The following is a 14,014-nucleotide window of genomic DNA, read 5'->3' on the forward strand; positions in this document are numbered from 1 at the left end:
TATTGTATAGAAAGGCTTTCTTAGATTAGGGGGCTTCTTCTTTTATTGGTTAAAAAAAGGTGGACAGCAAGGCAAGGATCGCTAGACCGCCTTGGGTCAAAATAATTTTCTTGTCGCTAGTCACACTGCCATATGCAGCTACTAAGATAATGTAGATCAGCAACAAGCGACTGATTTCCAATGGTGCTGAAGCAAAGGTAATACTATACAGTAACCCCAAACCAATGAGTCCATTGTAAACCCCTTGGTTTTTGAACAAGGTCACAACGATCGGTCGTTCAAGTTCTGCTTTCGTCACGTTGAAGACCCGCGCCGTTGCTTTGGACGTAGTGGCAAATGTTTCTAAATAGAGAATATAGAAAAACTCTAAGGCAACCAGTACAATCAAAATCGTCGATAAAATCGTCATCTTTATTCTCCTTGTTGAGCGACAATGATCTCGCTCGGTTTGGCTGCAAAGTCAGGCATTTGCTGGAATAATTGTTGCAGCAGCGGGTTTTGATTGTGGGCGGTGATCGCTTCTTGATTCGCCCATTTTTCGACCATGACAAACCGATTGTTTTCTTCCAATGATTCATAGAGATGATAGCCGTGGCAGCCATCCTCAGTTCTTGCCGATGCTATTAGTGGGATAACAGCGGCTAAAAAATCTGCCCGCTTTTCTTCTTTGATGTAAAACGTTGCATTGATGATTTCCATCGTTTTCCCTCCTCTTATAGAAATGTCGTAATTTGTTCTGCGTCTAACCGAACGGATTCATAGCCTAATTCTTTGGCTTTTCCGACTGAAAGGATCATGACAGGAACATAACGTTCTTTGTCTAAACCAAAAGCTTCTGCTAATTGATCTGCTTCAAAGCCGCCGATTGGGTTGGTTTCATAGCCATGCGCCCGCGCAACTAACATAAATTGCATCGCTGCTAAACTAGCGTCGATCTTCACCACATCATTCATTTGTTCTTTTGTAAGATTTTCGTAATGAGGAATGATCGCTGCTAATTGTTGGTCACGTACTTCCGCTGGCATTTTGCCTTCTGCTACTGCTTTGTTATAAATTTCTTCTCCTAGTTCATGACAAAGCATATCGCCAAAAATCAAGACCATTGCAGAAGATGTATCATTTTGTCGGACGTTGAAACGAATCAACGGTTTCAATTTTGCTTTTTGCTCATCGCTTTCCACAACGACAAAGCGCCAAGGCTGCATATTGACTGAGGAAGGTGCTGTCGTTGACTCTTGGATCATGGTCAACATTTCTTCATGGGGGATTTTGTAGGTTTCATCATAGACACGGACCGATTTTCGGCCAAAGGTAATCTCTGAAAAATTGTTATTGCTGTATTCTGTCATGGGTTTGCCTTCTTTCATGGAACTAATTTCATAAGTAATGTTAGAAGCTGTGCTTCTTCTTCTTCGGTCAAATTGATGCCTAACGACTCCTCAGAGCTGGCATGCTTTGAAGCACAACTAGCCAAATCGGCTTGTGCTTTCGGTGTCAAAGAAACAAAAATCTCGCGGTTATTGTCTTTGTTTCGTTCCCGTGTCACAAATTGTTTTTCTTCGAGAATCTTCAAATGCCGAGTGACCGCTGCACTATCGATCTTCAATTCATTCTGTACTTGATTTTGGGTACAGCGTCCTTGCTCATTCAAAAACTGCAGCAACTGATAACGGGTCAGACTAAAGCCAGTCTCTTTTTCAAAGATCGCCGTTAATTCTTGATTCACGATTTTCATCCGATACAGCAATCCGCTTAGCTCACGTAAATTCATTGCATAAACCGCTCCTTTCATCATTGACTTGTCAACTGTTGACTAGTCAAGTATAAATCATTTTCTTTTGCTTGTAAAGAGTAAGCAAAAAAGACCCGCAGCTAGGCGAACTTCATCAAGGATCGAATCAAGAATCCTTTGGCGAAGTTGCGCCATTAGGCTGCGGGTCTTCGTTACTCCGGTATTGAGAAAATACTGGAGAATTTATTTTATTTTAATTGGAAGAGTTTCTTCAAGCCCATCACAATCAGTGTAGAGATCGCTGCAGCAGCGAAGATGATCCCCCACGTGCCGGCTTGAATTGGCATCGTGTCTAATAGCTCATTCATAAACGGTACATAGACTGCTGAAAGCTGCAAACCTACGGAAAGGAGCAATGCCCCCATCAACGGTTTGTTTTTCAAGAGAGTTTTGTCTAAGCCAAAACCGCTGCTCTTACGAACGTTGAAAATATGCATCAATTGTGCTACTGCCATAAAGGTAAAGGTCGCTGTTTGTGCATAAAGCAACTCGTGATCCGTCAACATCAAGAAATTGAAGAAGCCAAACGCCACCAAACCAATCACAACACCACTTAAAATGATGCGTCCTAAGAAGCGTTTGTTGACGAGGCCATCAGCTTTCGACCGTGGCTGACGTTTCATGATATCGTCTTCTGCTGGTTCAAAGGCTAACGCCATTGCTGGCGCAATATCGATGACTAGATTTAAGAAAAGGATATGCAGCGGTTGGATCGGCATTGGCATCAAGAAGATGACACTTAAAAAGATCGTCACGATCTCAACCATATTACATGAGAATAAGAAAGAAACATATTTTTTTATGTTGTCAAAAATGATACGTCCTTCTTTGATGGCATCGACGATTGTTCCAAAACGGTCATCCGTTAAAATCATATCGGAAGATTCTTTGGCTACTTCTGTCCCACGAATCCCCATGGCGATCCCGATATCGGCGCCATTGAGTGCTGGCGCATCGTTAACGCCATCGCCAGTCATAGAAACGATATCGCCTTCTTCACGCAAGGCTTCCACAAGTTGTAATTTATTTTTTGGAGAGACTCGAGCAAAGACAGCGACTTCTTCGATTTTTTCGTTAAAGCCCTCCTGCCCTGCCAATTCATCGATCTCGCGACCTGTCATGGTTTTTTCATGATCTTTTAAGCCAATTTCTTTGGCGATCATTGATGCGGTCTTCGGATGGTCCCCCGTGATCATCTTCACTCGGATCCCCGCTTCTTGGGCGACCTTCACTGCCTCTTTGACATCTGTTCGTGGCGGATCGACGATGCCCGCAAAGCCTTGGATCTTGATTTCCTGTAATGCTGCTTTCAGTTCTGCTTCGTCCGTCCCACCTTGATAATCCTTGATGCAACCGACAGCGATCACCCGCTGCCCATGACTGGCTAACGTGTCATTGTATTCATGAAGTTGTTCTTTTTCTGTGGCATCAGCATCAGCTAAATCAATTAAGACATCTGGTGCCCCTTTGATGATCAATGTCCGTTGCTCTCCTTCATACACGGTCACCATGTATTTGTTGTCGGAATCAAAGGGCATTTCTGCGATTTTCTTCAGCCCGCTGTCCTGCTCTTTTTGCCGATCGATGCCGATCTTTTGACCTAAAACGACAAACGCCCCATCCGTTGGATCACCGAGGATCTCGTATTGCCCTTCGTTTTCACGTAAAGTGGCGGTGGTACATAAAGCGCCATTTGCAACCATCCCTTGCAGTGCATCATGATTGGTTGCGTCGATTTCGGAATTATCATCCGAGTCTGCCTTATAGAATTTTCCGTTGGGTTCATACCCATTTCCTGTCACTTTGAACATTTCCCCAGAACCTAAAATGATCTCGGCAACCGTCATTTGGTTTTCTGTCAGCGTCCCCGTTTTATCACTGGCAATGATACTGGTGGCGCCAAGAGTCTCTACGGCTGATAACGATTTGACGAGTGCTTTGTGCTCGGCCATCGTCCGCATGCCTCGAGACAATGTGATTGTCGAAACGGCTGGCATTGCTTCAGGTATCGCTGCGACCGCTAAAATAATCGAGATATGGATCATTTCGACAAATGGCTGATTCGTCAAAATACCTGCGACCAAAACTGCCACCGCAGCAAAGAGTGCTGCAATAATGATTGCTTTTCCAAGCTTGTCCAATTCGATATCTAATGGCGTTTGACGCTTTTTATCCCCCGTCAGCATGTCACTGATTTTTCCAACCTCGGTCTTCATGCCGGTTTCTGTCACTACTGCATAGGCATTTCCCCGAGTTGCCGCAGTTCCTGCGAAAACGACATTGCGGCGATCGCCTAATGGAACATCTTCTTCATAAGTTTCTCGTGCATCTTTTTCAACAGCTTCTGACTCACCGGTCAGCGCTGATTCGATGCAGGCAAAGTTGCTCGTTTCAAGTAAGCGGGCATCTGCGGCAATAGCATCCCCTTCTTCCAAAACGAGAATATCGCCTGGAACGATCTTTGCCGACTCGATCTCCATTACTTCTCCATCACGAATCACTTTTGCGGTAGTGTAAATCATGCTTTGAAGTGAATCAATTGATTTTTGTGCTCGTAATTCTGTAATGAAACCGGTCATTACAGCAATCACCACGGCAATCAGTACTGCAATTCCTTCAACCGTTTCCCCCATCGCAAAAGAGAGTAACGCAGCTGCTAGCAAGAGATAAACAATCAAGTTGTTCAAGTTATGCCACAGCAATTCCCATACAGAAAGGGATTCTTGTTGCTGGATCGTGTTTTCTCCGTATTTTTCTAAGCGTTTGTCGGCTTCTTTCCCGCTTAGGCCTTGCTTGCGGTCACTTTCAAAATGTTTCAAGGTCTCTTCAGTCTTTTGCTGGTAAAATTTTTCCATCAAATTCCTCCTTTTAATTGTAAACTTCTTGCCGAGGGTTTCCACGTTTCTGAAGGGATAAATCGGTACAGATACCTTGCACAGTCATTTTTTGATTTTTAATTGGTTCAGGCAATTGCTGATTTAAGGGAATATAACCAATAAGAAAAGCAAGCGCAGATTGACTGGCTGAGGGAAAAGGTATGTGTGATGAGCATCGATCATTTTGCGAGCAATGAAGTCGCTGCTTTTAGTCATCGCAAGTGATCTTTCTATGTACGTACTTTGTGAAAAAACCATTCGGCCTATTTCTAACCTATCATGGATGAAGATGTTCGCAAAGGATTTTGCTTCACAAGTGGTGTAAAAAAACAGTCGTGACAAAATTAGCACCACCGCTTTTGGTGACGATTGGGCAGCATGCCAGTAACGGCAAACAGGCACTCGTTTCGGCATTTTCTTAATAACCTGAGCTTTCGCTATGTTGTGATTTACAATGTTACAACTCTAGCAAAAAAATAACTTCAAACAGAGAACACTCGCTGTCCTTACTTTATTTTAACAAAAAAACACAAACTTTTGAACAAAAAAACTGTTTACTGCTAAAAAATAGATAAATCGCTGGATCTTTCCGCTTACAATCTAATTCCTGATCGTCAGAAAAGCCTAAAGTTAAAACAAGCCATTGATCCTTTGTGTTCATTCAACACGAGCTCACCACTACCCAAAACAAGCATTCATCGGTTGAATTGTGAATCACCAACCGAAGAATGCTTCGTATTTATTCTACTTTAAGAGGTAATTTCCTCACTCTCGATATAGCAATAGACCCGCAGTTCAGGCAAAGCCTGCTTTATTTGTTGCTCAATGGTATCAATAAACGTGCTTGGTTCTTCATCCGGCGCTAGTTTCAAGCTAAGGTCGGCGACGATCAAAAGTTCCTCTGGGCTTAGATGGAGGGTTCGTAAATCTTTGATTTGAATGATTGCAGGGTCGGCTAAAATTTGTTTGATCGCCATTAAATCTGATGCGGATGCCCCTTCGCCAATCAAAAGGCTATAAAATTCTTTGGCTAAAAAGACAGCAGCAGCAATCAACAACAATCCACCTAAAATGCCCCCGAGGGAATCAAATACTGGATTGCCTGTCAAAGCAGTCAATGAGATTCCTATGATGGCGATCGTCACACTGCCTAAGGCAAACAAATTTTCCGTAAAACCTAATAGTAAATCAGAATCCCGGCTTTCTTTCAAAAAACGGACGAGGGGTTGTTTTTGTTTATTTTGTTCTTTGACTTCTTGCCAACCATCTTGAACTGCAGTCACTTCAATAAACAAACTGACAAATAAGATTGCTGCCACCAGCTGGATCTGCTCCACTTCGTGGGTGGGATCCAGCAAATCGCGGCTGGCTTCGACAACAGCTAAAATGCCGCCTCCTAAAAAGACCGTCATTGCGACCACGGTACTAAAAAAGTAGGTCGCTCGTCCTTCACCGAACTGATACAATTCACTGCGTCCTCGCTGTGCTCGGTTTTCACCGATGGCCAAAAGACCTTGATTGATGCAATCGATCATACTGTGAATACTTTCGTTCATTAAAACTGCACTGCCGCTAAGGAAGTACCCGATGGCTTTCATGAGCAACCCTAAGACATGGGTCAACAAGACGATTCTTCGGGCTTTTTGTTCTTGCTGTTTTTCCATCATGGTTCCTCCCCCAGTGTATGACTTGCTGCAACAAGCTGTCTCTTTTCTTAAGAATAGCACTGCACTTCTTAGATGCAAACGAAAGCGGCTTGAGAGACTGAACTTGTTTTCAATCGATTTTTAAAGGTCTGAGGGTACAAAAAAAGTCAGGAATGTTCCTGACTTTTTTCTCTTGATTAGTAGCCGGTTCCGTCATCAACGACATCCGAGCCGTATCCGTCACCAGTTCCTGCACCTGTCTCGTTTCCAACACCGGTTTGTGTTTCTGTATTGGCATCTGCTTGCGAATCTGCTGGTGCTTGACCTAATGCTTTCAACATATCATTACGGATTTCATTGTAAGAATAGTCTTGAATATATACGATCGATTGTCCATCATAAGATTCCCCATCGTACCATTCAAAGGTATGTTTTTGAATATCGAACCCAGACAACATATTGCCCGCTAAAGATACTAAGTCTTCAAACTTAAAGTTTGTATTCACATCTTCGCTGACAGAATCTAAAATTTCTTGGTACTTGGTGACATTATTGATTTTCAAAGCTTGGTGGATCGCTGCTTCAATAACTTCTTGCTGACGGTTTCCTCGATCCACATCAGTATCCATTTTCCGGATACGGGCAAAAATCAAGGCTTGTTCACCGTTCAACAATTGACGTCCTTCTGGAATCAACGTTTCTCCCGTGTTGTCTGAAGTATATTTCTTGTTGATGTCGTAAGGCACATCAACAGTGATTCCGCCAATCGCATCGATTATTTTTTCAAAACTTGTAAAATTGATGTTTACGTAATAGTCAATTGGCAATTGCAGGTAGTTTTGGACTGTTTCAATCGTTGCGTCTTCCTCACCAATCGTGAATGCACTATTGATCTTGGCTGTAGTAGCAATTGTCCCAGTTCCTGTTCCATCATAAATATTGGTCCAAATATCTCTAGGGAGACTAACCATATCGATTTTCTTGTTTTCGCCATCATATACCATGTAAATCAAACTGTCGGTACGGGCACTGTCCAAATGTTCTGTCTTTTCACGTTCCGCGTCATTATCGACACCCATCAGCAAGATCCCAAACTTTGAATTCACGTCAGAAGCTTTCAATGAGTTGTCTTCTTTACTTTTATTGGAACTGATTACAGCGGATTCTTTAAACATTTTATCCACTGAATTTTTTGCTGCATAATACGTATAGCCGGCAAATAAAACGATGCCTGCAATGGCGAAAAGAAAGATTCCTCCAATAATCACGCGTTTGTTGCGCGCTTTGTGGGCTCTTTGCTGTTTATATCTCGTCTTTCTATCCATAGTGCCTCCTTCATTTCTCCTGAATTGCTCTCCCCGATTGTACCAGAATTTTTGCGATCCGCCTATTTTTTTAAGAAGTTTTATTCTTTTTCTGTGAAGTCCTTTAAACATTCCTTAAAAATAATTCTGATGATGAAAGAAAGCTGGATAATTAGTCAACTTCTATGGATATTTTATTAAAAAACGATTTTTTTCATTCACCCTTTTTTGATGGATCAACTTCTTTTTCGACAGTAAGCTGAATAATTACACCAAATGGATCGCGAACACTTGCATAAAAAAACGCAAACGGATTTTCACTAGGTGCCTGGATCACCTGACTGCCCTTTTCCACTAGTCGTTGATAAAGCTTTTGAGCTGTTTTGGTGTCGTCTATCGTCAAACTCAAGGATAAGTGATTCCCTGCTTGAATGGGCTCCCCTTCGATCAATGGATTGTCAGCCAGCTGCAACTGGAAATCTCCGATTTGTAGGATGGAATGAGAAAGATACTGTTCTTGACCTGCAAGAATCTCCAGCGTTGGATCAAGTTTTTTTTGATATTCTTGGTTGGTGATGGCGAATAAGAGGGTCGCGTCTAATGTTTCCTGATAAAAGTGGATGGCTTCTTGGGCTTTGCCGTCTAAGGTTAAAAATAAAGCGATTTTTGGTTCGATCATTTGTTGGTTCCTCCTTTTCTTGTTACCATAAGTGTAACTGTGAATATTGCCAAAACTTGGCACCATTGGAGAAAGAAATGAAAAAATCAGAACGTTTAACTCAGGAGCTATTGTATTTACAAGGAAAAACCACTTTTCATCTAGCTGATTTGATGGAAACCTTTGCGATTTCAAAACGCACAGCCGTCCGCGATGTCCAATCGTTGGAAGAGCTGGGCTTGCCTCTCGTAGTAGAAGCCGGTCGTTATGGCGGCTATCAGATTTTAAAAAATCAACTGACCCCCTTGTACTTTGACAACAATGAGCGCTATACCCTTTTCTTTGCTTTACAGCTCTTACAAAAACTGTACGATTCTCCTTTTGATCGGAGCTATCAAGGGCTGCGGCGAAAACTTTTGCAGTCTTTTTATCAAGGAGATACCGACTGGTTAGAAAAAATGGAGACGGCGGTTTCGTTTCAAGGGGTGCCTCAATTGACGAGTGCACCGATCCTCTCAGCGCTTTTTTCAGCGATCGTACAAGAACAGGTCATCCAATTTACCTATCAGCGTTATCAAAAAACGAACAAGACCGTACAACCCTATCAGCTGGATTTTCGTGCTGGTTACTGGTATTGTTTGGCCTTTGATTGTCAAAAGCAGGCCTTTCGCCGCTATCGCTGTGATGCAATGCAGGAACTTGCTCCGACTGAAAAAACAGGCTATACCTTGCAGCAGTTAGCTGAAAAACAGCTGCAGCAACAAGTGTTGACACAAACACTGGGCTATCACATCCGCTTTGATCTATCGGCAAAGGAACGCTTGTGGCAAGAAAAATATCCTGATATGGCAGTGGTGGAACGTCCTAGTGAGCTTTGCTTAGAAGGACACATTGCCGACAATGAGCTTGATTTTCTAGCTGACTTTCTCTTGCAATTTGGGCCAACCATCAAAGAAATCGAACCGTTAGCCCTCAAACAGGCGTATACTGAAAAAGTTCGGCGGATGCTGCAGCCATTTACAACTGACTAAGCGTCTTCACGCTGTTCGATGATGGTTGACACTCTGCCTAAAACGATTCTTACTTATAAGGAGTTTTCTACCCATGTTTCTTTTAAATAAAAAAACCTTCCAAGCGTTGGCAGCCCCCTATTTGACGGAAGGAGCTGTGTTCGGTTATGCAAAATGGCAGTCCTTCAATGCCATCACCAGCCGTACCCTGCTCGTCTTAGATGATCAGCAATTGACGATTTTGGCATTGAATCTTTTCTCGACAAAAGTCCTGCAGCACAAAATCGTGCCGCTTGCTGAGCTAAAAAAACAGCACAAAGATCCTGTTGTAGGGATGCTCGTCCCGATTCGCTTTACTTATAAAGGGGAAACCTACCGTTTTCAAATGCAGCGAGTGATTTTGCCCTTGGGGGATTGGCAAAAAAACTTTCTTGCCCGCTGGCAGGCGTGGTAAATAGGCAGCAACTGGCAAGTTCTAATTGTAAAAGAAAGAATTTTCATGAAATTTACACTCTTTTACAAGAAAGTTGTTGTATTTTTCTGATAATGTTTTCGGCTATTTCGTTCTATGGTAAGATGTCCATAAAGAAATGGAGGCTGTCTATGGTATGTATGGAAAGTGAACTGTTAACGATCCGTCCGTTTCAAGAAAGTGATTTTGCCGATACCTTTGCTATTTATCAGCAAGCGGAAGTTTGCCGTTTCTTACTTCATGAGCCTTGGCAGACAGAAACGGCAGCGGCGTCTTTTGCCAAAAAATGTCAACAGCACACCTTGACGGACCAAGCAGGTCTTTCTTTGGCGGTACTACACGATCAAACGGTCATCGGCGATTTGTCGGTGTGGTCTACTGGTCAGCCGTCTTCCGTTGAAATCGGCTATGCCTTCCATCCGTCATTTGGCGGACAAGGGTTTGCTCAAGAAGCCTTGAAAGAGTTGTTGGACTGGTTGTTTGCCAGTCAGAAGATCCATCGGGTCCAAGCGACGCTAGATGCCCGCAATCAGGCCTCAGCCAAGCTTTGCCAACGGATTGGATTGCGCCAAGAAGCACATTTTATCCAAGACTGGTGGAACAAGGGGGAATGGACCGATAGTTTGGTTTTTGCCTGTTTAGTCAGTGAACATCTTGCTGAAGTTCACTCATAAGCTCATGAGGATGAACAAGTCCGCTCATCCGCAATAATTTAGGAGGTTTTTTATGATAAGCTTGTTACGCTACGCCAAGGATTATCGCAAACAGATTATTCTTGGTCCGTTTTTCAAATTTTTAGAAGCGGTGTTTGAATTGGTCTTGCCTTTACAGATGGCCGCTTTAGTCGATGAGGGGCTACGGCAAAACAATTGGTCGAAAGTCGTTGAAATGACGATCTGGATGATCGTGATGTCCGTGGTAGGCATGATCTGTGCCGTCATCTGTCAGTATTATGCTTCCGTCGCTTCTCAAGGATTCGGGACAGAATTACGCAATCGCTTGATGAAAAAAATCAACACCCTTTCCCATAGCGAACTGAACTTATTCGGTACTGATACGTTGATTACTCGAATGACCAACGACATCAATCAGATGCAGATTGCTTTGGCGATGCTGATTCGGCTGGTTGTCCGGGCGCCCTTCTTAAGTATCGGTTCTGTGATTATGGCCTTTGTCATTGATTGGCAAGCTGGCTTGATTTTCCTACTCGTTTTACCGCTCTTTTGTATCGTCTTATTCTGGATCATCGCCAAAACCGTGCCATTGTATAAGAAAGTTCAAGTCCATTTAGATGAGTTGAATGAGCTAGTTAGTCAAAATTTAAGCGGGATTCGGGTGATTCGTGCCTTTGCCCGCACAAAAACGGAAACGAAACGCTTTTATAAGGCAACTGATGATTTAAGTGAGGTCTATTTACGGGTCACAAATCTCTCTGCCTTATTGACGCCTGCCACCACCTTGATCATGAATGTCGGCATTATCGCGTTGTTTTATATCGGTGGATTCAAGGTCAATATTGGCAATTTGCAGCAAGGACAAGTATTGGCACTGGTCAATTACATGAATCAAATGCTCTTAGCGTTGATCGTGGTTTCCAACTTAGTGATCATCTTTACCCGTGCGGCAGCATCTGGTTCACGGATTAACGAAGTGTTAGCCACTGAGCCGTCGATCGGCGACGAGCTTTCAGAAGTCTTTATGGATCAGCCGAAAAACAACGTCGGAGCGATTCGCTTTGAGCACGTTGATTTCCGCTTTTCAAAAGAATACGGATTAGCCTTGAAAAACATTGATTTCCAAGTCGCGCCGGGGTCTATTTTAGGTATCACTGGACCAACCGGGAGTGGGAAATCTGCCTTGACCCAATTGATCCCCCGCTTCTACGATGTGGCAGATGGCAAAGTGATCGTTGACGGACACGATGTGCGGAAATGGCCTTTACAGCAATTACGCCAAAAAATCGCCATGGTGCCTCAAACCGCCGTGCTGTTTACGGGAACGATTCGAGAAAACTTGCAATGGGGCAAAAAAGAGGCCACCGATGAAGAGTGTTGGCGAGCACTCGAAATCGCTCAAAGCCGCGACTTCGTTGAAGCCTTGCCGCAGCAACTGGATACCCCGATTTTTGAAGGGGGCAAGAACTTTTCTGGGGGACAAAAACAACGGTTAACGATTGCCAGAGCATTGATCGCTAAACCAGATATCTTGATTTTGGATGATTCTCTAAGTGCCCTTGACTATCAAACCGATCTTGATTTGCGGATGGCTTTAAAAGAAAGCATTCGTGGCACGGTCATCATTATCTCTCAACGGGTTCGCTCCATTCAAGATGCGCAGCAGATCTTAGTCTTAGACCAAGGGAATTTAGTAGGCAAAGGGACCCATGAAGAGCTGTTGGCATCTTCAAAAGAATACCAAGAAATCGTCGCATCACAGGCAGAGGAGGAAGAAGCATGAAAAAGAAATCATTCGATTGGTCGGCCTTTCGTCGCTACCTCCCTTATTTGACTGCCTATGCGAAGGAAACTTGGGCAGCAGTTGTCCTCGGGATTGCTGCTGGCGTCTCCTCGGTTTATATGACGTATCAGATTGGTCAAGCCGTCGATCAGCTGATAGGTGCTGATCAAGTGCAATTTAGCACTCTCTATCGTATTTTGCTTCTGTTTGCCGGAGTGGTTTTAGTGACTGTGGTCAGTCAATGGTTGATCCAGCGACTGGGTAACCGCGTGGCGTATTTATCTGTCGCCGATTTGCGCAAAAAAGGTTTTGCGCATCTCAATACATTGCCTTTGCGCTATTATGACCAAAACTCTCACGGCAACATCGTCAGTCGTTTTACCAATGACATGGATAATATTTCCATTGCCGTCGCTGCAGTCTTCAACCAGCTGTTTTCTGGTATTTCGGTCGTCTTGATCGCCTTAGTCGTCATGCTGCAAATGAGTGTGCCCTTAACGTTGGTCGTATTGGTTTCGACCCCGATCATCTTTTTGGTCAACTGGATCGTGGCACGAACGTCACAATCGCATTTTGCTCGGCAACAAGAAATCGTCGGCGAAATTTCTGGCTTTGTTACGGAAATGATCGGCAATCAAAAAATCGTCAAAGCCTTTGATCGAGAAACCATCAACCAAAACCGTTTTGAAACGATCAACCAAGAATTGAATGTCCGGGGGCAAAAGGCACAGTTTTCTTCTTCTTTGACCAATCCCCTTTCGCGATTCGTCGATCATTTGGCGTATCTGTCAGTCGGCTTTGTCGGCGGTCTGCTTTACTTTTCTGGTTCAGGTGCTGTCACGGTTGGGATGATTTCCAGCTTTACGATCTACTCCAGTCAGTTTTCGAAACCATTCATTGAATTGTCAGGAATTACGACCCAGATCCAAACGGCATTGGCTGGACTTTCAAGAACCTTTGAGCTGTTGGATCAAGAGCCAGAAACAGCCGATGACCAAGAATCTCAATCACTGGGAGAGATCAAAGGCGAGATTGCCTTTGAGGAGGTGTCTTTTGCTTATGATCCTGGTCAAAAATTGATCGAAGATTTCACTTTTACTGCAAAACCTGGAGAAACCGTCGCAATCGTCGGAAAAACCGGTGCCGGTAAATCGACGTTGGTCAATTTGTTGATGCGTTTCTATGATGTCGATAAAGGCGCGATCAAGATCGATGGCACCGATATTCGTCAGTTGAAACGAGAAGAATTACGGCAAAGCTTCGGAATGGTCTTGCAAGATACATGGCTCTTTGATGCCTCTTTACGAGAAAACTTGCAATACGGAAATGACACTGCCACAGATGAAGAAATCTATGATGCCCTAAAGCATGCCTATATGTATGAATATGTGATGCGCTTACCAGAAACACTAGATACACCGATCGGTCATCAAGGCATCAAGATCTCTGACGGACAACGACAGCTATTGACGATTGCCCGCACGATGATCAGTAACCCACCAATGCTGATTTTGGATGAAGCAACCAGTTCGGTTGATACTCTGACTGAGAAAAAAATTCAAGATGCCTTTTTGAAAATGATGGAAGGCAAAACCAGCTTTGTGATCGCCCATCGGTTATCAACGATTCGAGCAGCAGACAAGATCCTTGTAATGGATGCCGGTCAAATCGTGGAGCAAGGAACCCATGAAGAATTACTGGCAGAACAAGGCTATTACTATCGCCTGTACCATGCTCAATTCCAACATTGATCATCCATACAACAACCCCCACCAGCTCAAAGAGAGACTCTTGAGTTG

At 43.6% G+C, this 14,014-nt stretch carries 13 protein-coding genes; 5 read left to right on the forward strand and 8 right to left on the reverse strand.

What is annotated here, in order from left to right:
• Nucleotides 1–49: 49 nt before the first annotated feature.
• The 8 genes from CXM95_RS11795 to CXM95_RS11830 all read right to left on the reverse strand — a co-directional run bounded on the left by CXM95_RS11795 (nt 50) and on the right by CXM95_RS11830 (nt 8,297).
• Nucleotides 50–409, reverse strand: a complete 360-nt coding sequence (locus tag CXM95_RS11795; RefSeq protein ID WP_016613516.1) for a DUF1304 domain-containing protein — start codon at nt 407–409, stop codon at nt 50–52.
• 2 nt (nt 410–411) lie between these two features.
• Nucleotides 412–699 (reverse strand): putative quinol monooxygenase, encoded by a 288-nt coding sequence (locus tag CXM95_RS11800; protein ID WP_101699216.1) that lies wholly within the window; start codon nt 697–699, stop codon nt 412–414.
• A 14-nt stretch (nt 700–713) separates the two neighbouring features.
• The gene (locus CXM95_RS11805) at nt 714–1,349 is read right to left on the reverse strand and encodes a nitroreductase family protein (protein ID WP_008378805.1); all 636 of its coding nucleotides are present in this window, start codon (nt 1,347–1,349) and stop codon (nt 714–716) included.
• Nucleotides 1,350–1,363: 14 nt separating this feature from the next.
• The gene (locus CXM95_RS11810) at nt 1,364–1,771 is read right to left on the reverse strand and encodes a MarR family winged helix-turn-helix transcriptional regulator (protein WP_008378808.1); all 408 of its coding nucleotides are present in this window, start codon (nt 1,769–1,771) and stop codon (nt 1,364–1,366) included.
• 209 nt (nt 1,772–1,980) lie between these two features.
• Nucleotides 1,981–4,647 carry a cation-translocating P-type ATPase gene (locus CXM95_RS11815; RefSeq protein WP_086296856.1) on the reverse strand — a complete coding sequence of 889 codons (2,667 nt, stop codon included), beginning with the start codon at nt 4,645–4,647 and terminating at the stop codon, nt 1,981–1,983.
• A 770-nt stretch (nt 4,648–5,417) separates the two neighbouring features.
• Entirely contained in the window at nt 5,418–6,335 is a 918-nt protein-coding gene (locus tag CXM95_RS11820; protein ID WP_086296857.1) for a cation diffusion facilitator family transporter, read from the reverse strand.
• 176 nt (nt 6,336–6,511) lie between these two features.
• Complete coding sequence (locus CXM95_RS11825) at nt 6,512–7,639, reverse strand: LCP family protein (RefSeq protein WP_008378814.1); 1,128 nt, start codon at nt 7,637–7,639, stop codon at nt 6,512–6,514.
• Between the two features lie 193 nt (nt 7,640–7,832).
• Nucleotides 7,833–8,297: a VOC family protein gene (locus CXM95_RS11830; protein WP_042890471.1), complete on the reverse strand. Its 465-nt coding sequence runs from the start codon at nt 8,295–8,297 to the stop codon at nt 7,833–7,835.
• Nucleotides 8,298–8,374: 77 nt separating this feature from the next.
• Here CXM95_RS11830 and CXM95_RS11835 point away from each other — a divergent pair, with 77 nt between their 5' ends.
• The 5 genes from CXM95_RS11835 (at nt 8,375) to CXM95_RS11855 (ending at nt 13,966) form a co-directional block, all read left to right on the forward strand.
• Nucleotides 8,375–9,307 (forward strand): helix-turn-helix transcriptional regulator, encoded by a 933-nt coding sequence (locus tag CXM95_RS11835; RefSeq protein WP_086296859.1) that lies wholly within the window; start codon nt 8,375–8,377, stop codon nt 9,305–9,307.
• 73 nt (nt 9,308–9,380) lie between these two features.
• The gene (locus tag CXM95_RS11840) at nt 9,381–9,740 is read left to right on the forward strand and encodes a hypothetical protein (protein ID WP_086296861.1); all 360 of its coding nucleotides are present in this window, start codon (nt 9,381–9,383) and stop codon (nt 9,738–9,740) included.
• Between the two features lie 149 nt (nt 9,741–9,889).
• Complete coding sequence (locus tag CXM95_RS11845) at nt 9,890–10,432, forward strand: GNAT family N-acetyltransferase (RefSeq protein WP_086296863.1); 543 nt, start codon at nt 9,890–9,892, stop codon at nt 10,430–10,432.
• Nucleotides 10,433–10,484: 52 nt separating this feature from the next.
• Nucleotides 10,485–12,215 carry an ABC transporter ATP-binding protein gene (locus tag CXM95_RS11850; RefSeq protein WP_101699217.1) on the forward strand — a complete coding sequence of 577 codons (1,731 nt, stop codon included), beginning with the start codon at nt 10,485–10,487 and terminating at the stop codon, nt 12,213–12,215.
• On the forward strand, nt 12,212–13,966 hold the full coding sequence (locus CXM95_RS11855; protein WP_061054371.1) for an ABC transporter ATP-binding protein: 1,755 nt from the start codon (nt 12,212–12,214) through the stop codon (nt 13,964–13,966). The genes CXM95_RS11850 and CXM95_RS11855 overlap by 4 nt, the downstream gene beginning before the upstream one ends.
• Nucleotides 13,967–14,014 lie beyond the last annotated feature (48 nt).

This window comes from Enterococcus sp. CR-Ec1 (assembly GCF_002850555.1).
In the GTDB taxonomy this organism is placed as follows: Bacteria; Bacillota; Bacilli; order Lactobacillales; family Enterococcaceae; genus Enterococcus_D; species Enterococcus_D entomosocium.